General features: G+C 63.8%; 19 protein-coding genes. 7 read left to right on the top strand and 12 right to left on the bottom strand.

From position 1 onward, the window contains the following. Window positions 1-73: 73 nt before the first annotated feature. Both SMD31_RS04685 and SMD31_RS04680 read right to left on the bottom strand, forming a co-directional pair. Window positions 74-1,300: an aromatic ring-hydroxylating oxygenase subunit alpha gene (locus SMD31_RS04685; RefSeq protein ID WP_320499566.1), complete on the bottom strand. Its 1,227-nt coding sequence runs from the start codon at window positions 1,298-1,300 to the stop codon at window positions 74-76. A 178-nt stretch (window positions 1,301-1,478) separates the two neighbouring features. Next, complete coding sequence (locus tag SMD31_RS04680; protein ID WP_320499565.1) at window positions 1,479-2,261, bottom strand: SDR family oxidoreductase; 783 nt, start codon at window positions 2,259-2,261, stop codon at window positions 1,479-1,481. Between the two features lie 89 nt (window positions 2,262-2,350). On the opposite strand from SMD31_RS04680, the gene SMD31_RS04675 reads away from it, so the two are divergent. Further along, on the top strand, window positions 2,351-2,749 hold the full coding sequence (locus tag SMD31_RS04675) for a winged helix-turn-helix transcriptional regulator (RefSeq protein WP_320499564.1): 399 nt from the start codon (window positions 2,351-2,353) through the stop codon (window positions 2,747-2,749). Here SMD31_RS04675 and SMD31_RS04670 read toward each other — a convergent pair. Genes SMD31_RS04670 through cyaY form a run of 4 tightly spaced genes read right to left on the bottom strand, consistent with a single transcriptional unit; the run spans window position 2,746 to window position 6,713 of the window. After that, window positions 2,746-3,654 carry a pseudouridine-5'-phosphate glycosidase gene (locus tag SMD31_RS04670; protein ID WP_320499563.1) on the bottom strand — a complete coding sequence of 303 codons (909 nt, stop codon included), beginning with the start codon at window positions 3,652-3,654 and terminating at the stop codon, window positions 2,746-2,748. The two genes, SMD31_RS04675 and SMD31_RS04670, sit on opposite strands and share 4 nt — an antisense overlap. Next, complete coding sequence (locus SMD31_RS04665) at window positions 3,651-4,574, bottom strand: carbohydrate kinase family protein (protein ID WP_320499562.1); 924 nt, start codon at window positions 4,572-4,574, stop codon at window positions 3,651-3,653. Before SMD31_RS04665 ends, SMD31_RS04670 begins: the two co-directional genes overlap by 4 nt. Then, a complete protein-coding gene (locus tag SMD31_RS04660; RefSeq protein WP_320499561.1) occupies window positions 4,571-6,379 on the bottom strand; it encodes an ABC transporter transmembrane domain-containing protein in 1,809 nt (602 codons plus the stop codon). The genes SMD31_RS04665 and SMD31_RS04660 overlap by 4 nt, the downstream gene beginning before the upstream one ends. 4 nt (window positions 6,380-6,383) lie before the next feature. Beyond that, window positions 6,384-6,713 (bottom strand): iron donor protein CyaY, encoded by a 330-nt coding sequence (cyaY, locus tag SMD31_RS04655; RefSeq protein WP_320499560.1) that lies wholly within the window; start codon window positions 6,711-6,713, stop codon window positions 6,384-6,386. Between the two features lie 271 nt (window positions 6,714-6,984). Between cyaY and rpmE the strand changes: the two genes are divergently transcribed. Then, the gene (rpmE, locus tag SMD31_RS04650) at window positions 6,985-7,209 is read left to right on the top strand and encodes a 50S ribosomal protein L31 (protein WP_320499559.1); all 225 of its coding nucleotides are present in this window, start codon (window positions 6,985-6,987) and stop codon (window positions 7,207-7,209) included. Window positions 7,210-7,430: 221 nt separating this feature from the next. Here the strand turns inward: rpmE and SMD31_RS04645 are convergent, their stop codons facing one another. After that, window positions 7,431-8,357 (bottom strand): GNAT family N-acetyltransferase, encoded by a 927-nt coding sequence (locus tag SMD31_RS04645; RefSeq protein WP_320499558.1) that lies wholly within the window; start codon window positions 8,355-8,357, stop codon window positions 7,431-7,433. 356 nt (window positions 8,358-8,713) lie between these two features. Here SMD31_RS04645 and SMD31_RS04640 point away from each other — a divergent pair, with 356 nt between their 5' ends. Then, window positions 8,714-9,523, top strand: coding sequence for a DODA-type extradiol aromatic ring-opening family dioxygenase (locus tag SMD31_RS04640; protein WP_320499557.1), 810 nt, complete (start codon window positions 8,714-8,716; stop codon window positions 9,521-9,523). A gap of 2 nt (window positions 9,524-9,525) precedes the next feature. Here the strand turns inward: SMD31_RS04640 and SMD31_RS04635 are convergent, their stop codons facing one another. Both SMD31_RS04635 and SMD31_RS04630 read right to left on the bottom strand, forming a co-directional pair. Continuing rightward, entirely contained in the window at window positions 9,526-10,095 is a 570-nt protein-coding gene (locus tag SMD31_RS04635) for a hypothetical protein (RefSeq protein WP_320499556.1), read from the bottom strand. Between the two features lie 288 nt (window positions 10,096-10,383). Beyond that, window positions 10,384-11,292 carry a LysR substrate-binding domain-containing protein gene (locus SMD31_RS04630; RefSeq protein WP_320499555.1) on the bottom strand — a complete coding sequence of 303 codons (909 nt, stop codon included), beginning with the start codon at window positions 11,290-11,292 and terminating at the stop codon, window positions 10,384-10,386. Between the two features lie 108 nt (window positions 11,293-11,400). Here SMD31_RS04630 and SMD31_RS04625 point away from each other — a divergent pair, with 108 nt between their 5' ends. Both SMD31_RS04625 and SMD31_RS04620 read left to right on the top strand, forming a co-directional pair. Further along, on the top strand, window positions 11,401-12,621 hold the full coding sequence (locus tag SMD31_RS04625) for an MFS transporter (protein WP_320499554.1): 1,221 nt from the start codon (window positions 11,401-11,403) through the stop codon (window positions 12,619-12,621). Between the two features lie 86 nt (window positions 12,622-12,707). Next, window positions 12,708-13,451 (top strand): hypothetical protein, encoded by a 744-nt coding sequence (locus SMD31_RS04620; RefSeq protein ID WP_320499553.1) that lies wholly within the window; start codon window positions 12,708-12,710, stop codon window positions 13,449-13,451. A gap of 78 nt (window positions 13,452-13,529) precedes the next feature. Here SMD31_RS04620 and SMD31_RS04615 read toward each other — a convergent pair whose 3' ends face one another. Beyond that, on the bottom strand, window positions 13,530-14,846 hold the full coding sequence (locus tag SMD31_RS04615; protein ID WP_320499552.1) for an NAD(P)/FAD-dependent oxidoreductase: 1,317 nt from the start codon (window positions 14,844-14,846) through the stop codon (window positions 13,530-13,532). Window positions 14,847-14,980: 134 nt separating this feature from the next. On the opposite strand from SMD31_RS04615, the gene SMD31_RS04610 reads away from it, so the two are divergent. Beyond that, window positions 14,981-16,204 carry an MFS transporter gene (locus tag SMD31_RS04610; RefSeq protein ID WP_320499551.1) on the top strand — a complete coding sequence of 408 codons (1,224 nt, stop codon included), beginning with the start codon at window positions 14,981-14,983 and terminating at the stop codon, window positions 16,202-16,204. A gap of 1 nt (window position 16,205) precedes the next feature. On the opposite strand, the gene SMD31_RS04605 is transcribed toward SMD31_RS04610, so the two are convergent. After that, complete coding sequence (locus SMD31_RS04605; RefSeq protein ID WP_320499550.1) at window positions 16,206-16,859, bottom strand: DUF1013 domain-containing protein; 654 nt, start codon at window positions 16,857-16,859, stop codon at window positions 16,206-16,208. A 207-nt stretch (window positions 16,860-17,066) separates the two neighbouring features. Continuing rightward, window positions 17,067-18,065: an NAD(P)H-quinone oxidoreductase gene (locus tag SMD31_RS04600; protein WP_320499549.1), complete on the bottom strand. Its 999-nt coding sequence runs from the start codon at window positions 18,063-18,065 to the stop codon at window positions 17,067-17,069. 104 nt (window positions 18,066-18,169) lie between these two features. Between SMD31_RS04600 and SMD31_RS04595 the strand changes: the two genes are divergently transcribed. Beyond that, complete coding sequence (locus SMD31_RS04595) at window positions 18,170-18,352, top strand: DUF1192 domain-containing protein (protein WP_320499548.1); 183 nt, start codon at window positions 18,170-18,172, stop codon at window positions 18,350-18,352. Window positions 18,353-18,670: the final 318 nt, after the last annotated feature.

Here is an 18,670-nt window from a genome sequence, read left to right as displayed (position 1 = left end):
GCCGGTCCCACTCCCTCTCAAGGGCGGCAGAACCCTCCAGGCGTTGACATCCATGCCAGGCCGGACCGTTGGGTCAGGCTGCCGACCGGGCGTCGCCGCGCAGAGCGTCGTTCCGCTGCCGCATCGTGCCGGAGACCGGCGCCTTGGCATCGTTGACGACGGGGCAGGCGGCGCGAATCCGATTGTGGAAATCTACCACCGCATGCTCGTAATTGGAAAGCGGGCCTGGCTCGTAGCCGTGTGACCCCATGCCCGCCTGGACCCGCTCGCACAGTTCGCGATCCTCAAGCCCCACCTGGCGATTGATGCGGGCGTTCAAATACTGCATCGCCTTTTCCTCCCGGTTGGCGTCCGGGCGGACAAAGATGGGATAGCGCATGACGCAGGTCGTGCCGCTCTGGGGCAGGATCTGGAAGATGTCGAAGCTGTCCGGATAGATATCGAGGCCGATATTGGGGACCAGCGAGAAGAAGGTCCAGGTGCGGCGCGCCGCTTCCGGCAGCTGGGTGAAGGCATTCTTGGCGAGGTGCTGGTACATCCGCTCGGCCCGGTTGGGCGACGGGATGCCCTTCAGCACGCTCTTGCTATAGGCGACGCCATGCTCGTTGAGGACGCCGGTCAGATCGCTGTCGAACATGCGGTTGAGGCCCGGATGGCCGACCGTGATGTGATAATTCTCAAGGTTGTTGTCGACCGCGATCTTCCAATTGCAGTCCCAGGTGTCGATCCAGGGCTCGCCGCCCGGCACCATTTCCTCCAGCCGGTATTCGGCGATCACATCGGCCATGGCGCCGAAGCTTTCGCGCAAGGTAGGTCCCCCGGGAACGACCCGGGCGAAGACCATGCCGGCAAGGATCTCGATCTCGATCTCTTTGAGGCCCAGCTTGTCCTTCTCGACGCCGGGGAAGGTCTTTTCGGCAGGCAGGCCCTTAAGCTCGCCCGAGAGGTCATAGCTCCAGCCGTGATAGGGGCAGGTGATCCGGGCGCGGCAATTGCCGGCGCCGGTCAACAGCTTTGCGGCCCGATGGCGGCAGACATTCATGAAGGCGCGCAAGACATCGTCCTTGCCGCGCATGACCAGGACCGAATCCTTCTTCATGTCGAGGGTCATGTAGTCGCCGGGATTCTTCACCTGCGACACGTGGCAGACGAACTGCCAGGAAGGGAGGATGACATGCTCGTATTCGAGATCGGCCAGCTCGTCGCTGGTATAGGCCCAGGCCGGCAGGCTGACCGGCAGGCCGCCATGGCGCTGGCTCTGCTTGGCGATCGGGGTCCCCGATTTGATTTCCGTCATCATCGACATCATCCCACTCCGATTTGTCATTGGCGTTTATATGAGATGATTTCTACATCACTAAATCAATAAAGTCAATGTTTTCATATCAATAAGGTTCATATACTGAATGATGGTTCAATCAAAACTCCGCTGAATCAAGGGGTTGCGCGGCCGGTCCTAAGAGGAGTCTGGAGGCTGGTCAGGCAGTCGGGATTGTCCCGCCATCGATCACATATTCGGTCCCGGTGATGGCGGCCGCGCGCGGGGAAATGAGGAAGGCGATGAGATCGGCCACTTCCGCCGGCTTGGCCGGCCGGCCGAGCGGGATACCACCCAGGCTGCGCATGATGATTTCCTTGCCGCCGGCGTAATCGGTGCCGGTTTCCGTGGCGAGACGCTCGGCCAGCGCCACGGCCGCCTCGGTCTCGATCCATCCGGGTGCGACACTGACGACGCGGACCCCTTTGGGCGAGACCTCCTTCGAGAGGCTCTTGCTGTAGGTCGAGAGCGCCGCCTTGGCGGCGGCATAGGCCGTGGTGGCCTCCGGGAGCGGCAGGCGCCGCTGGATCGAGCTGACATGCACGATGACGCCGCCGCCTTGCGCGATCATGCCGGGCAGCAGCGCACGGTCGAGGCGCACCGCCGGCATCAGGTTGAGCGCCAGTTCCCGCGCCCAGACGTCGTCGTCGAGCACCGCGAAGCCCCCGGCCGGTGCCTTGGAGCCGCCCAGAACATTGACGATGGCATCGACCCCTCCCAGCAGAGATTGCGCTGCCTGCACGGCCGTGGCGCAGCCCTCGGCGGTCGTGAGGTCGGCGGCGACATAGTGAAGATCTGCGGCACCTTCGACCGGCACCGAACGCGCCGTCGCAATGACGCGCATGCCGTTCCGGTGCAGGATATCGACCACGGCGGCACCGAGGCCCTTGGTGCCGCCGCTGACGATGGCGCGACGGCCGGCGAGTTCCAGCGGGAAGGTCATTGCTCTATCTCCATGCGGATATTTTTGGCTGGCACGGGCCGGAATGGCCCGCCTTGTCTGCTGCGCAAGATGGTGGCTATCATCCGCACATGACAAGAACGCACGAGAAAGTAAGTCCCTTACCCGCAGGTAAGCTGGAGGGCGCATCCAGCAGCGGCTATACGCGCGAGACGGCGGCCGATGGTGTCGAGCAGGCCAAAAAGCTGTTCGAGGGACGCTGGAAGCTCGTCATCCTCTTTCACCTCTTCGGTGGGCGCGTGTTGCGCTTTTCGGATCTCGAGCGCGCCATTCCGGCTATTTCACAGAAGATGCTGGCGCAGCAATTGCGGCAGTTGCAAAGCGACGGCCTGGTGCACCGCACGGTCCATCAGCAGGTGCCACCCAAGGTCGAATACGCCCTTACCGAATGGGGTCAGGCTCTGTGCCCAGCTCTCGATTCAATGCTGACCTGGCTGACGTCGCGCCCCGAAACGGAGAAGCAGGTCTAGCCCGCCAGCGCCACGGCAATGGCCGCCCCTAGGCGCGCATTGTTGCGCACCAAAGCGATGTTGGCGGTGAGCGAGCGCCCCTCGGTCAGGGTCGCCACATGCTTCAGCAGAAAGGGCGTCACGGTCTTGCCGCGATAGCCCAGCGTGTCGGCCTCGATCAACGCACCCTGGATCTGGCGGTCGATCTCTTCCGCCGGGATTTCGTCTTCGACCGCGATCGGGTTGGCGATCACCATGCCGCCTTTAAGACCCATCTCCCATTTCGCCCGGGCGATGGCAGCGACCTCCGCGGCATTGGCCACCGTGAACGGAGACTTGTGCCCGCTCTCGCGCGAATAGAAGGCGGGGAAGGTCTCCGATCCCACCGTGATCACGGGGACGCCGGCGGTTTCGAGGTACTCGAGCGTCAGGCCGATATCGAGGATCGATTTGGCACCCGCGCAAACCACCGCGACATTGCTCTCGGCCATTTCTTCAAGGTCGGCCGAAATGTCGAAGCTCTTGGCAGCGCCCCGGTGCACGCCACCGATGCCGCCGGTGACAAACACATGGATACCCGCCATGGCGGCGATGCGCATGGTGCTGGCGACCGTCGTGGCGCCGTTGCCGCCCGACGCCACCAGGACGGCCAAATCACGGATGCTGGCCTTCACCATGTCCGGCGACTGCGCGACACGCTGCAACTCATCAGGCGACAGGCCGACCTTCAACCGGCCGTCCAGGATGGCGATGGTCGCCGGCACTGCGCCACCCTCGCGGATGATGCTCTCGACGATCTGCGCCGTCTCCAAATTCTGCGGATACGGCATGCCATGGGCGACGATGGTGGATTCCAGGGCCACCACCGGCTGGCGCGCTTGCAGCGCGGCCGCAACTTCCGGCGCGATGTCGAGATACTGGTTCATCCGCGTCCCCTTTTTTGACCCGCACCACTCTCCATGGAACGCACGACCCGCGCTGCCAGTTCCTGGCCCGCACGCGCCGCCTGCAGCGCCGTAATGTCCTTGGCAAGGCCAAAGGCCAGGCTCGCCACCATCGCATCGCCGCCGCCGGTCACGTCCTTGATAATGCTTTTCTTGCGCACCGGGATCAGATGCTGCCCTTCATCGGCGGTGGAGAGGAAGCAGCCCTCGGCACCGAGACCCACCAGAACATGGGTGACACCGCGCTCATGCAGGCGTTGCGCCGCCTTTGTCAGATCGCGCGCGTTCTTCACCGGCAACCCGGTCAGTTCCGCCAGTTCATCCCGGTTGGGCGTCAGCGCCGCAATCGGCAAGCCTTCCTGCAGCAGCGGCTTCAGCCGCTTGGCCTTGGGCACCGAGACCGGCTCCAGCACCAGCGGTATCTCCGCGCGCTTGGCGATCTGCAGCAGCGCCTTCAAGCAGGGCAGCGGCAGGTTGCCGTCCGCCACCAGCAGATCTGCTACCGCCAGCACGTCTTTATGCTGCGTGATGTCGCTGGTCTTCATGCCATCGATGAGGCTCATATCGCTGACCGCGATCAGCATCTCGCCCTCGGCATTGAGGGTGGCGCTGTAGGTCCCGGTCGACCCCTTGCGCCGCATCATCAGCGAGGTGTCGATGCCGACAGCCCGCGCACTGCGGCGTAAGCGATCGCCGGTGGAATCCTCGCCGATCAAGGTGAGCAATCCGACCTTGGCGCCCAGCCGGGCGAGATTCTCGGCGATGTTGCGCCCGACGCCGCCAGGGCTTGTTTCCGTCCAGCCCGGGTTGGAGGTGCCGGGAATTGTCTTCCCCGCGATCCGGCTCTTGATATCGAGATTGGCGCCGCCGGCGACGATGATCGAGGGGTTCTTCTTGCTCACGCCGCCGCCTCCGGCTCCGATTTCTTGGGCTGATCGAACTGCAGTTCAGCCAGGCGCGCATAGAGGCCGCCCTGGCGGATGAGCTCGGCATGGGTGCCGATGGCGTCAATACGGCCCTTGTCGATGACGACGATGCGGTTGGCCTTTAAGACCGTTGCCAGGCGGTGGGCGATGACCAGCGTCGTGCGCCCGACCATCAGCTTGTCGAGCGCTGCCTGCACCAGCTGCTCGCTTTCGGCATCAAGGGCCGAGGTGGCCTCATCAAGGAGCAGCAGCGTTGGATTGCGCAGAACGGCGCGGGCGATGGCGATGCGCTGGCGCTGGCCGCCGGAAAGGCGCACCCCGCGTTCGCCCAGATGCGTGTCGAAGCCCTGCGGCAACCGGTCGAGGAATTCGGTGGCATGGGCCGCATCGGCTGCCTGGCGGATGGCCGTCCTGTCGGCATCCGGCCGACCATAGAGAATGTTCTCGGCTGCACTCGAGGAGAAGATCACCGGGTCCTGCGGCACCAGCCCCATGGCGCTGCGCAAGTCTTGCGGCACCACGTCGCGAATGTCGATGCCGTCGAGCGTGATGCGCCCCGCATCCGGATCATAGAAGCGCATCAGGAGCTGCATCACCGTGGTCTTGCCGGCACCCGACGGGCCGACGATGGCGACCGTTTCGCCGGGCTGGATCTCCAGGGTGAAATTCTCAAGCGCCGTCTGCTCGGGGCGCGAGGGATATTGGAACGAGACGCCCTCGAACTTGATGCGGCCGGTGAGCGGCTTAGGGAGATATTTCGGCAAGGCCGGCGCGGTGATGATCGGCTGGGTGTTGAGGAGCTCGATGATCCGCTCCATGGCACCCGCCGCCCGCTGCAGGTCGCCGACGACTTCGGTGATGGCGCCGAGCGACCCAGCGACGACGATGGCATAGAAGACGAAGGCCGAGAGCTGGCCGGCCGAAATACTGCCCGCCAGCACATCGGCGCCGCCGATCCACAACACGATCGAGATGGCGCCGAAGACCAGCAGGATGACGAGGGCGGTCAGAAGTGCCCGGGCGCGGATGCGGTCGGTGGCGGCATCGAAGGATTCCTCGACCCGGCTGCCAAAGCGCTTCCGTTCCTCAGTCTCATGGGCAAAGGCCTGCACCGTGCGGATGCCATAGAGCGATTCATTGGCATCGGCCGAGACTTCGGCGATCTTGTCCTGCGACAGGCGCGACAGCACCCGCACCTTGCGGCCATAGATGATGATCGGCGCCACCACGAAGGGCACCACCAGGAAGACGAGGCCGGTGAGCTTGGGGCTGGTGATGAACAGCATCACGGTGGCCCCCACCATCATGATGGTGTTCCGAAGTGCGATCGAGGCGGAGGAGCCGACCACCGTCTGCAGCAAGGTGGTGTCGGTGGTGAGGCGCGAGACAACCTCGCCGGTGCGGGTGATCTCGAAGAAGCCCGGCGACAGACTGACGATATGGTCAAAGACCGCCTTGCGGATATCGGCCACCACCCGCTCGCCGACCCAGGTCACGAAATAGAAGCGGGCATAGGTCGCAACCGCCATCACCACGGTAACGGCGAAGAGGGCAGCGACGGTCTGGTCGAGGATATGCGGATCGCCGAGGCCAAAGCCGCGATCGACGAGGTAGCGCATGCCGCTGCCCAGTGCCAGGACCGTGCTGGCGGTGACCAGCAAGGCGAGCGTCCCGCCGATGACGCGCCAGCGATAGGGACTGACGAAGCGTAGGAGATCGCTGAGGCGCCGGATCTCGCGCGAGGTCGGCCGGTCGGGCAGATTGGCGCCACCACGGGCCATGATGTCAGGCCTCCAGGCCCAAGGGCGCACCGAGCACGGCGCTCAGCTCCGCCTCAAGGCGCGCATGCAGATTGTCACCGCCCCGCGTCGGCAGCCACGCCCCACTGGCATCGGGCTTGAAATGCGCCGCGCCGCTCTTGGGGCTGGAGAGCCAGATCTCCTGGTTGGCGGCGTGCTTGTTGATGACATAGGTACCGCCCTCGCTCAGCTCGATGGTGAGGACCGAGCCCTGCAGGTCGATATCCTCGACCTTGTCCCCCATCCCGTCCTCGATGGCGATCATCAGGCGCTTCAGGGTTTCGCTGGCGCGGCGGTCGAATTCGGCGGCATCCATGAGCGGCATCTTCCGGAAAAGAGTCCTGGCGCCCGTCTTTCCGGGCTGAAGGTCTTGGAATAACCGGCCCGGTGGGGGGCCGCAATGGCTAATCTGGGTGTCGGATTAACCATTTTGTCGCGGTTTTCCAGGCATCTAGGCGCCAGCATGCGGGTTTGATATCGGTTCTTGCGCAATTAGAGGGGCTTGGCTATAACCCGGCCAACTTTAAGCCCGTGGGTCGCTACCCAAGGGTCCTTTACCCATGGGTTTTAGCGCAGGAGATTTTGCCATGAAGGCCACTGGTCATCCGGACTACCACGAGATCAATGTCGTCATGACCGACGGCACCAAGTTCAAGACCCGCAGCACCTGGGGCAAAGAGGGCGACACGCTCAACCTCGACATCGACCCCAAGTCGCACCCGGCCTGGACCGGCGTTCATCGCCTCCTGGATTCGGGCGGCCAGCTCGCGAAGTTCAACAAGAAGTTCGCCGGTATCGGCCTCAAGAAGTAAGCGCTCCGCTTCTTCTTCGTGCCAGTCAAACGAAACGGCCGCCCTTTCGGGCGGCCGTTTTGCTTTTCTAAAAAAAACCTTCACCCCAACCCTTCTCCCCACCGCCGACGCATGTCGGCCTTCGCCGACGGGCGGGGCGAGGGGCTTAAGGACAGGCTCGCTCGGAACTCCCTCGCCCCCCGAAGTGGGGAGAGGGTCGGAGTGAGGGGACTTTGTTCAGTTCAGGCGGCCTGGACCTCCGACTGCGCAGGCGCGCGGTCGGCAGCGGTGCCTGTGGCACGGCGGTCAGCCATGCGGCGGTCGCCGGCACGGCGATCAAAGGCGCGCCGTTCGCCAAAGCGCTGATCCTGGCCCATGGCGGCCATCGCGAAGGCGTTGCTGCGCTGCTCATTCCCGCGCCGGTCGGCGGCACGCCGATCGTTGCCACGACGGTCCGCATCACGACGATCGCTGGCCCGCCTGTCGCCGACGCGCGCCTCAACGCGCGGGTCCGCCCGGTGATCTGTATGCCGACGGCCGGGATGGGTGAGGGCCGCCAGCAGGGATTCGCCCGACAGGGAATGCAGCATTTCGGCCTTGGCGCCGACATGCTGCGGCAGTTCTGCCTCGCAGGCGGTCAGCACGTGGTAGTCCTCACGCGGATGGATGGCGCCGGGCATCGGCTCCAGCGAGCCGAAGACGCCGACGCAGGTGGAACCTGAACATTCGATCGGGTGGTCGCCGAAACGATCGACCTTGCCGCCGCTCGCCACCGCGACGCGGTCCCAGAACTGCTCAAGGCCCAGGACGGAATAGCCGATGAAGCGGCGATAGCCCTTCATGCGCGCCAGTTTGAAGCCGAAGGTCGCCAGCGCATAGGCAACGCCGCGCTCGCCATAGCGGCCCTTGCGGAAGGCCGGCAACACGGCGAGGCGTTCGGGGATCACGAAATCGGCGAAGTAGCGCAGGCGCATCGTACCGGCGGGCTCGCCGCCCACCTTGGCGATGATATGCGTGGCGCTGAAATCATTGCCGTCGAATTCTTCGTCATGGCCGCAGCCGAACTCGCCGATGAAGACGGCCGAGCGGATGGCCATCGCTTGCATCAGCGCGCCCATGTCCTTGATGACAGAGACGTCGATCTGAGAGCGCCTTTCGATAACCCCCATGGAACCTCCACACGCCGCCCGTGGCGACCGATCCATACAGCTTAGGAAGAATATTGATAAAATTTTACACGAATAAGATTAAAGCAAATCCTAACAGGAAACGGGAAAATGTCCCGTGAAATAGGAATGACGGGCTAGATTCAGCCTAAAATGGCGATCCGTTTCGAACAATGGGAATGATTATCTATTTTTGGTTGTAGCTATCTCGATCCCGGATGGGCTAACGGTCTTCCCCCGGGCGGCCCCGCCGTTTCCTTCCGGGAAATAGTCTGTTGCGCCGGCTCCACTCGATTCTGTCGCGGCAACCGCTTAGCTTCTCCACCGGAATCACCTCGCGCGAAGGATATGGACCGATCATGACGCAGCGCCTCCCGACCTATTTCATTTCCCATGGCGGCGGTCCCTGGCCCTGGCTCGACGACTGGCGCCAGATGCTGCAGGGACTGGAGCGTTCCCTGGCCGACATGCCGCGCCAGATCGGCAGCAAACCGAAGGCCGTGCTGATGATCTCTGGCCATTGGGAGGAAGACTCATTCGCGGTGATGAGCAGCCCCAAGCCACCGATGGTCTATGACTATTACGGCTTCCCGAAATACACCTACGACATCGTCTATCCGGCACCGGGCGATCCTGCGCTGGCCAGGGAAGTTGCCGACCTCATCGCGGCGGCCGGGCTGCCGACCAGGCTCGATCCGACCCGCGGTTTCGACCACGGCACGTTTGCACCGCTGGCCATCATGTATCCGCAGGCCGACATGCCGGTGATCCAGGTGGCCCTCAAGGGCAATCTCGATCCGGCCGAACATCTGGCGCTGGGCCGCGCGCTCACCCCCTTGCGCGATCAAGGCGTCCTCATCGTTGGCAGCGGCTTCAGCTTCCACAATCTGCGCCTGATGGGACCGCAAGGGGCGGCACCCTCGGCGGCCTTCGACGGCTGGCTGCAGGAAACGGTGGTGGCTGCAAAGCCATCGGCGCGCGAGGCTGGATTGATCGCGTGGGAGAAGGCGCCGTCAGCGCGCCTCGCCCATCCGCGCGAGGAGCATCTGTTGCCGCTGATGGTGGCGGCCGGTGCTGCCCAGGGCGACCGGGCGAGCTGCGTCTATCACGAAAACACGGTGTTCGGCGCCATCACCGCCTCAAGCTTCCGCTTCGACGCCGCTGCCTGAACTCAGTCGGCGACGACGAAGCGCTTCAGGGTAATACGCTCGGCGACGAACAGGTCGCGCCAGTTCTTCGCCAGCGTCTCCGCTTCCTTTTCCGTCAACGCCGCAAAGACGATATCGGAAACATCGCCATCCGCGTTCTTTGAGAGCTTGGCCTTGAAATCGCCCTTGGCGATTGCGGCCTCGAAGGGGGCGGCGGCGGGCTTCCAGGCCAGCACGATCTTGTCGGGCGTTGCTTCCTCGACAACGAACAGCATCCAGGGCCCATCGGCCTTGTCGCGCACGTCAAGGAACAGTTGTTGGCCCACACGGCGCAAGTGCATCTCCATCTTGTCGCCCGTCGCGTTGCCGTCCGCATCTGCCTCCTCGACCGCGAAGATGCCCTGCGCCGGATCGACATCGTTCACGTGGAAGAAGCCGGGCTCCTCGCCATCGCGATTGGGCTCGGCGACCCAGGCACCGCTCCATTGACCAGGCTCGACCGTTTCCGCGGCGCCGATCAATTGCGGATGCTGCACGAAACAGGCGGCAAGCCCTAAGGCAGCGGCGAGAGCGAGAAAACGCAGGCAACGCATCTGATGAACTCCCCGTGGGCGACAGTCTGTGGCCAACTGACGGCCTTCATGTTGCGGATCTTAGAGCGTCCCGCCATCGCCCGCTATGATGGCGCGCACACGCGCCACTCCCTCCCCCCTTGAGGGGGAGGGTCGGGGAGGGGGGTACCTCTCCGCTACGTGACGGAAGTGAACCCAGCCAATCCACACCCCCCGCCCGCGCGTGCCGCGCGACCTCTCCCTCCCCGCCGACGCATGTCGGCACTCGCCGACAAGGGGGAGGTCAAACTTGCCCCGCGCCCAACTTCCTCACGCCGCCCGCACGGCTTCGCGCTCGAGGGCTGCCATTTCCTCGACCAGCCAGTTGCGGAAGGCGCGGACGGCCGGGCGCTCTAGGGCCTCCGCCGTTGCCACCAGGTAATAGCCGAAGCGACTGGGCCAGCTGACGTCGAGGGCGCGGACCAGGCGCCCAGCCGCCAATTCTTCCGCCGCGTAAAACTCCCGCACCAGCCCCAGTCCTTGCCCCGCCACCGCCGCGCGCACGATCAGCGTGCCGTCGGAAAAGGCCGGACCTTTGAGGCGCTCGGGCGTCGCCACGCCATGGGCCTCGAACCACAGCCGCCAGTCCTGGCGCGTGTGGTCGTGGAGCAGGGGTAGAGCGAGGCAATCGCCGGCGCGCTTCAGGGGCCCATGCTTCTCGATCAGCGCCGGACTGCCCACCACGATCAATGCCGGCGAAAGGAGCGGTGTCGCCACCAGGCCGGGATAATCGCCAAGGCCGTGGCGAATGGCGATATCGACCGGCTCCGTATGGAGATCGACTACGCGCAGATCGGTTTCGACGGTCACCTCGGCCTGCGGGAACAGCTTGGCAAATCTCCCCAGGCGCGGCACCAGCACGAAATTGGCAAAGCTCGGCATGGTGCTGACCGTGACCCGCTGGCGCGCCGTCGCCGCGGTGCCGTCGATCCCGGCCCAGGCATGGGTCAGTGCGTCGAAGGCGGGGCCGATCTCGGCCAAGAGGCGCTCTGCCTCCAGGGTGAGGGCGACGCCGCCGGCTTGGCGCCGGAACAGGCGATAGCCGGCACGCTCCTCCAGGGCCCGCACGCGCTGGCTGATCGCACCGGCGCTCAAAGACAGCGCTTCAGCGGCGCCCTTCATGCTTTTGAGGCGCGCCACCAGGACGAAGGTTTCCAGCCAATCCAGCCTGATCTGCATGAAGCAACTTTAGCACAGCTAAAGTCACGCGCCATATTGCTGGTTTGCCGCCAGGATCCGGCCGGGCCGATATGGGGCAATCGCAATGCCAGCAGAATCAGGCCCGCCATGATCGCCACTCGACGCACATCCCTGCTGCCCTGGCTGGTGGTGGGTGCCGCCTTCCTGGCGCTTGCCATCTCCTTTTCCGCCCGCGCCAGCATCGGCCTCGTCATGCCGGTCTGGGATGCGGAACTCGGCTGGTCGCGCGGCTTTGTCTCCAGCACCGTCGCTGCCACCCTCGTCGTCATGGCCGCCCTGGCGCCGATCGCCGGGCGCATGGTCGACCGACATGGCGTGCGGCCCCTGCTCAGTTTCGGTCTGGCCGTGAGCGGCATCGGCAGCCTCGTCATCGCCTTCACCGACAACCGCTTTCTCTTCGCCATCGCCTTCATCGGGATCTGCGGCCCCGGCTTCAGCGTGGTGGCAACCCATGTGGTCTCAACGGCGATTGCGCGCCTCTTCGAGCAGCGTCGCGGCCTGGCGCTGGGGATTGCCACCTCCGGCTCGACGGGCGGCCAATTCCTGATCATGCCGGTGGTGGCCTTCATCCTTGCCGCGATGAACTGGCGCTGGAGCTTCATCGGCTTGGGTGCGCTCTCGCTGCTGCTGGCACCCTTGCTCTGGATCATGCTGAAGCCGCAAGGCATCGCGGCGAAGGCCGACCGTCCGACGCCAGCGAGTTTCGCCACCGATCTCGGCTTCATCATCCGCCGGCCGGCGTTCCACATTCTCTTCTGGAGCTTCTTCCTCTGCGGCTTCACCACAACCGGAATCATCGAAACCCATTTCATGCCCTATGCGCAGTTCTGCGGTTTCGGGCCGGTGCCGAGTGCTGCCGCTTACGGCCTGCTCTCGGCTGTCAACATGGCGGGCATGATCGGGGCGGGGTGGCTCACCGACCGTGTCAACCGCGTGGTACTGCTGGGCAGCATCTACGTGCTGCGCGGCTTCACGTACATTTTGCTGCTCAATATCGGCGGCGATCTTGGCAATCTGCTGCTGTTTGCGGCCCTCTTTGGTGTCGTCGATTACGCCACCGTGCCGCCCACCGCCAGCCTCGTCGCCTCGCATCTGGGCCTGCGGGTCATGGGCCTCGCGATGGGCCTCATCTCCGCCGGCCATTCGCTGGGCGGCGCCCTCGGTGCCTATTTCGGCGGCTTCATCTTCGACCGCTTCCAGGTCTTCGACTGGATCTGGCTCAGCGCCATCGGCCTCGCCATCCTCGCCGGAATCATGGTGTTCGTGTTGAAGGACAAGGGACAAGCGCCGGAACTGGCGGCGACTTGATTCCTCACTTCGCAAAATCGCGACTGGGCACAAGCCTGCTAAGTGTGCCAAGCTTACTCACAACCTAGGAGTGGAAGTGAGAGGCGATGGACAATCGAGAGAGGTACTCAAGGCTGAAGCAGCTGATCGCTGACATGCCAGATATGATGAACAACGAACCGGACATGAGAACTTTTCAATGGCTTGCCGCGGCTCATGCGGTAGCAGTCGATCCAGGCAACGTGATGGATACCGCCGACCACGCTACACTCACTACGCAAATACCGCATATTCGCGAGGCGGATGATCGAGCTTCTTTTCTCATCAGGAAGCAAGCGATCTCGGCGGTTCAGTCGGTGCTTCTGAGGCGTTTGGCTGCCCTAGAATTGAAGATCGCTCCTTCGGAATCTGGTGCATTTATCGCAGCCGGCAACGCCTTTGATGCTTTTGCGGCAGTGTCGAAAGTCTTCGCCGAGGCGAAGCTTGAAATACTGATTGTAGATCCGTATCTCGATTCTAAAGTACTAGAGGTATTTGCTGTTGGGGCGCCGGAGGGAGTCAGGATGCGGCTAATGGCTGACAGCCGTGACGTGAAGCCGACGTTTAAGCCTGCGGTAGAATTGTGGGTGAAGCAGTATGGTGCCAAACGCCCCGTCGAAGCTCGGTTATCGCCGCCGAGGACTTTGCATGACCGCGCTATTTTCGTCGATCAGAAGCGGGCGTGGAGTCTCACACAGTCATTCAATCACTTGGCGGAACGCTCACCAGCGTCGATCATCGAAGTAGGTGACATTGGCACACTAAAAATCGCCGCCTATGAATCGATCTGGGCGGCGGCAACCCCTATCTAACTTTCCTGACGGCGTCTGGTTTTCCAAATGCTTCGCGGGCGTTCTTTCGGCGCCTGGAAAGGGGAAAACAATAAAGGCCTATGTTTCACTCCGTGCCAACCACCCCTGCCAGGCGATGTTGGCGCGCACGCCGAGACCCAGGAACGGCTCCGGTGGCACGCGGCTGGGTTGGCCGAGGGCTTCGATGTCGGCGATCAGCGGGTTGTCGATGCCGCAGGCGAGATCGGCGATGAGGATGCCGGATTGCGTGCCCTTGGTGACGCCGACACCGTTCTGGCACACCGCCGAGAAGACATTCGCCTGATGGCGGCCAAAGCCCGGCGCCAGATTCTTCGAAAGACACAAGAAGCCCGACCACGTCGCCTCGAAAGGCACATGCTTCAACGCCGGGAAACGTGCGTCGAACTTGCGGCGATGAATCTGTGCGATCCGGTCATTGGTCGCCGCATCGGCCTGCATCGACGGCTTGTAGGCATAGGATGAGCGGATCAGCAGCCGTCCATCCTGCGTATAGCGCAAGGTGCCGCCACCGAAGCGGGCTGCCGGCAGGATGCCCCATTCGGGCGCCGCGCCCAGCTCGGCGCGTTCGGCAGCACTCAATGGCCGCGTGATGCTGGCAAAGATGCGCAGGCCGAACAGCCGTTGGCGATAGATATCGAACTGCGGCGCGAAACCGTCGACGCAGAGAATCACCTTGGCCGCGCGAACCTCGCCGGTCGCTGTCGTCGCGGTGACGGTGACACCGTAATCGATCGCCAGCACCGCGCTGTTCTCATAGAGCGTCACATTGGGCGGCAGCGTGTCGGCAAGGCCGCGCACCAATGCCGCAGGCTGCATCAGGACCGTCCCCGGCGTGCGCACCGCCTCGGTGTAAAAGCTGGTGCCGAGCAGGGCCGCCAATGCCGGCCGGTCCAACCTCTCATAAGGTTCACCAAGTGCCTCCAGCATGGTGCGAAAATGCGCCAGCTGTTCCTCGCCAAGTGCGGCACTGGCCGCCATGACCTGGCCTTGGCGGCTCCATTGGCAAGGAATGTCATGCGCCTTCACGCTGGCCTCGAGATAATCGATCGCAAGCTGGTTGAGGCGCAAGGCGCGCCGGGCGCCCTCGAGATGGCGCAGATCGCCACTGGTATGATGCGGCAGGTCGATGGCAAAGCCCGAATTACGTCCCGACGGCCCATCGGCCACGGCGCGTGCATCGAGCAGCAAGATCCGGTCGTTGGGACGGTTCTCGGCCAGGCGACGCGCCGCTGCCAGGCCCGCAAAGCCGGCGCCGATCACCAGCCAATCCGCTGCGATGCTCCCCTGCAGGGCCGGTCTCGGCACGCGCGGGGCCAAGTGTGTCAGCCAGCCATTGGTCGCATCATCGGCCGGCAGCAGGCGGATCTTGGGCAAGGGAAACCACTCCAAAGCGTCGTGCGAGGGCGGCAATATGCCATGAAATCGCGGCCCCGGGGCATGGCTTGCCGCGTCACGCGGCATCTGGGCAAGATCGCGTGCGCCTATCATCCTGCCGAGGTCTCGCCATCTTGTCCGCCATCCACGCTGGTCCCGATCCGCGCCGGTCACCGCGCCTGCTGGTGCCTGTGCTGGGCATCGCGCAGATCCTCGCCTGGGGCTCGTCCTATTATCTGCTGGCGGTGCTGGCGCGCCCGATTGCGACGGATACCGGTTGGTCTTTCTCCTGGATCGTGGCCGGCCTGTCGCTGGGCCTGCTTGCTGCAGGCTTCGTGGCGCCGCGCGTCGGGCACATCATCAAGGCGCGAGGCGGGCGGCCGGTCCTCATCGCCGGCAGCCTGCTGTTTGCGGCCGGCCTCCTCATCATGGGTCTTGCCCCCAATATCGTCGTCTTCCTCATCTCCTGGGTGGTGATGGGGCTCGGCATGGCGGCGGGGCTCTACGACCCCGCCTTCTCGACGCTGGGGCGGCTCTATGGCCATGGCGCCCGCAATCTCATCACCGCGCTCACCCTCTTCGGTGGCTTTGCCAGCACGCTCGGCTGGCCGCTCGCTGCCTTCTTCGTCGAAAGCTTCGGCTGGCGCGGTGCCTGTCTTTGCTTCATGGCCATCCATCTTGGCATCACCCTGCCACTTCATCTCTTTGCCGTGCCGAAGGAGACCGCCGATCTCGCATCGGAGCCGGAACCGGCCGGCAGAAATGAAGCACCGGCCCATCTGCCGCCGCGCCGCCTTTTCATCCTGCTGGCGCTCACCACGCTCCTCTCGGCGTTTCTATCGACCGTCATCTCGGTCCATCTCCTCACCATGCTCCAGGCCGATGGCATTTCGCTCAGCGCTGCTGTCACCTTCGGCGCACTGGTCGGGCCATCGCAGGTCGGCGCCCGCTTCATCGAAAGCCTCATTGGCAAGTATCATCACCCGATCTGGACGAAGCTCGCCTCGGTGCTGTGTGTCGCCTTGGGATTGGGCCTTTTATGGCTGGGCTTTCCGCTCGTCGCGGTGACGCTGGTCTTCTACGGCGCCGGCATCGGCCTCGAATCCATCGCCCGCGCCACCCTGCCGCTGTCGCTCTTCGGCCCCGCCGATTACGCGCCGATCATGGGCAAGCTGGCGCGCCCCAGCAATTTTGCCCAGGCCGCAGCCCCCTCGATCGGGGCTTTCCTGATTGAACACGCCAGCCCAGAAACAGCTTTGGGCGCCGTGGTCATCGGCGCCCTGCTGAATGTGGCCCTGGCTGCGGGCCTGATCGCGTTGACGTCGCCGCTGCGGAAAGCGGCGACGTCTCGCAGGTAGGTTAGTTCTTATTGGGGAACAGCGCCGACAGATCGCCCCAGCGCGACTGGCTGCCTTCGTCGCCGCTCGGCTGGTCGTGATGCTCTTCCGGCAGTTCATGGCCGGGCAGGGGGTCGAGGGTCGCCGGCTTGCCGGCGGCCTTCCGCGCCTTGAGGATCGCGGCGTTGAGATCGGTCTGGGTGCAGAGGCCGAGCAGGACGGGATCGCGCGGGCGCAGATTGGCGGTGTTCCAATGGCTGCGGTCGCGGATGGCGGCGATGGTCTGCTTGGTCGTGCCGATGAGGCGCGAGACCTGCGCGTCCGACAATTCCGGGTGATGGCGGATGAGCCAGGCCACCGCGTCGGGCTTGTCCTGACGCTTCGAGACCGGCGTGTAGCGCGGGCCCTTGGTGCGGGTGAGCGGCTGCGGGATGTCGGACTTTGCCATCTTCAGATTGGCGTTGGTGTCGCCCTCGCAACGCTTGATCTCTTCCGCCGTCAGCTGGCCGTTGGCCGTGGGGTCCTGGCCGACGATGCCGATCGCCACTTCGCCGTCGGCGATGCCCTGGACTTCCAAGGGATGCAGGCCGCAAAAGGCACCGATCTGCTCGAAGGACAGCGCCGTGTTCTCGATCAGCCAAACGGCCGTGGCTTTGGGCATCAGGATCTGGGTCATGACTACTCCTCTTCGCCAACGGGGCGGCAACCCCGTCGGGCGGTCAAGCAACGACTTGACCATGTTGGTAAAACGGCCGGGCTGCGCGAATGGTCGCGCCGAAAGCCCTGGCCCTCAACAAAGGCACATACCATCCGCCCCTAAAACTGCCAAGGGCAATCTTTGCCGGAACCGGCGTTGGCGAATTTAAGTTATTGAAAAAACGTGCTAAACGGTCAGCACGATCTTTCCTGTATGAGCACTCGATTCCATCAGGCGATGGGCCTCGGCGGCCTCCGCCAGCGGGAAGGTCTTGTAGAGAACCGGCTTCACCTTACCAGCGTCGAGGAGGGGCCAGACCTTGGCCTTGAGCTCCGCCGCGATCTCCGCCTTTTGGGCGACCGTGCGGGGGCGCAAAGTGGAGCCGGTGATGGTCTGCCGCTTCATCATGACCTGCGCGAAATTGACCTCGGCCTTCGCTCCTTGCAGAAAGGCGATGAAGACCATCCGCCCATCGACGGCGAGGCAGGAGAGATTGCGGTTGATGTAATCGCCGCCCACCATGTCGAGGATCAGGTCGGCCCCCTTTTTGTCGGTTGCCTTCAACACCTCGGCCGCGAAATCGGTGGTGCGGTAGTTGATCGCGAGATCGGCGCCGAGATCGCGGCAGGCCTTGGCCTTCTCTTCACTGCCCACGGTCGTGATCACCTTGGCGCCGAAGTGGTAGGCGAGTTGGATCGCCGTCGTGCCGATGCCGCTCGATCCACCATGGATCAGGAACGTCTCGCCTTGTTTCAAAGCACCGCGCTGGAAGACATTGGTCCAGACCGTGAAGAACGTTTCCGGCAGTGCCGCCGCATGCACCATGTCGAAGCCTTTCGGCACGGCAAGGCATTGCGGTGCCGGCGCTGCGGCGTATTCGGCATAACCGCCGCCTGCCACCAAGGCCGTCACCTTGTCGCCAACCTTCCAGGCGCCGACATTGCCCTTCACCGCCACGATCTCACCGGCGACTTCGAGCCCCGGCAGATCCGAGGCACCTGGCGGCGGCGCGTAGCCGCCGGTGCGCTGCAAGACGTCGGGACGGTTGATCCCGGCCGCTGCCACCTTGATCAGCACCTCGCCCTCCCCCAAGACGGGCAGCGGTCGCTTGGCCGGCTTCAACACCTCGGGGCCGCCGAAGCTGGTGATCTCGATGGCCGTCATCTCGCTGGGCAGGGCAGTCATGTGGGTATTCCTCGTCAATGGGTCCCCCGAGGTACCCGCCCGCCATGGCAATTGGCAAGCCCTGCCGCTAAAGTCACGGCCAAGCAGACGCTGGGAGGCCGCCGATGGACATGGACGATCTGGAACCCAAAACCAAGAAACCGCAGAAGCGGAATCTGGAGCCCCTGGGGGTCGAGGAACTGGCGGCCTATATCGAGGAATTGCGGGACGAGATCACCCGGGTCGAAGCCGACATGGCGAAGAAGAAAAAGCACCTCGCCGCGGCTGAAAGCCTGTTCAAAAGTTGAACGATCGTTCAGGAAAATAAACCGGCCGGCGGAAGTCGGAAAAAAGATTGCGGCGTTAACTGTTTGTTCACGCGCGGGGCCTATTTTGGCAGTCAGGAAGGACCTGGTCCTTCCTCTCCTGGATCTCTCTGATCCAGTTTCATGCCTCCCTGTCTAACTTGCCGCCGGCCTTCGTGCCGGCGGATTTGTTTTTATACAAACAAATTTTGGGCGTTTGCGGTGCGTTCAAATCACGACGCGATCGCTTAGGATTTCACAATCGCATCACGAAATCGCGCGCGATCATGTCAAGCGATGAATCATGCTTGACGGGTGTCC

The sequence above is a fragment of the Dongia rigui genome, assembly GCF_034044635.1.
GTDB lineage: Bacteria > Pseudomonadota > Alphaproteobacteria > Dongiales > Dongiaceae > Dongia > Dongia rigui.
Note: the sequence above shows the minus strand (reverse complement) of the source record. Positions and strands in the feature narration are given on the sequence as shown.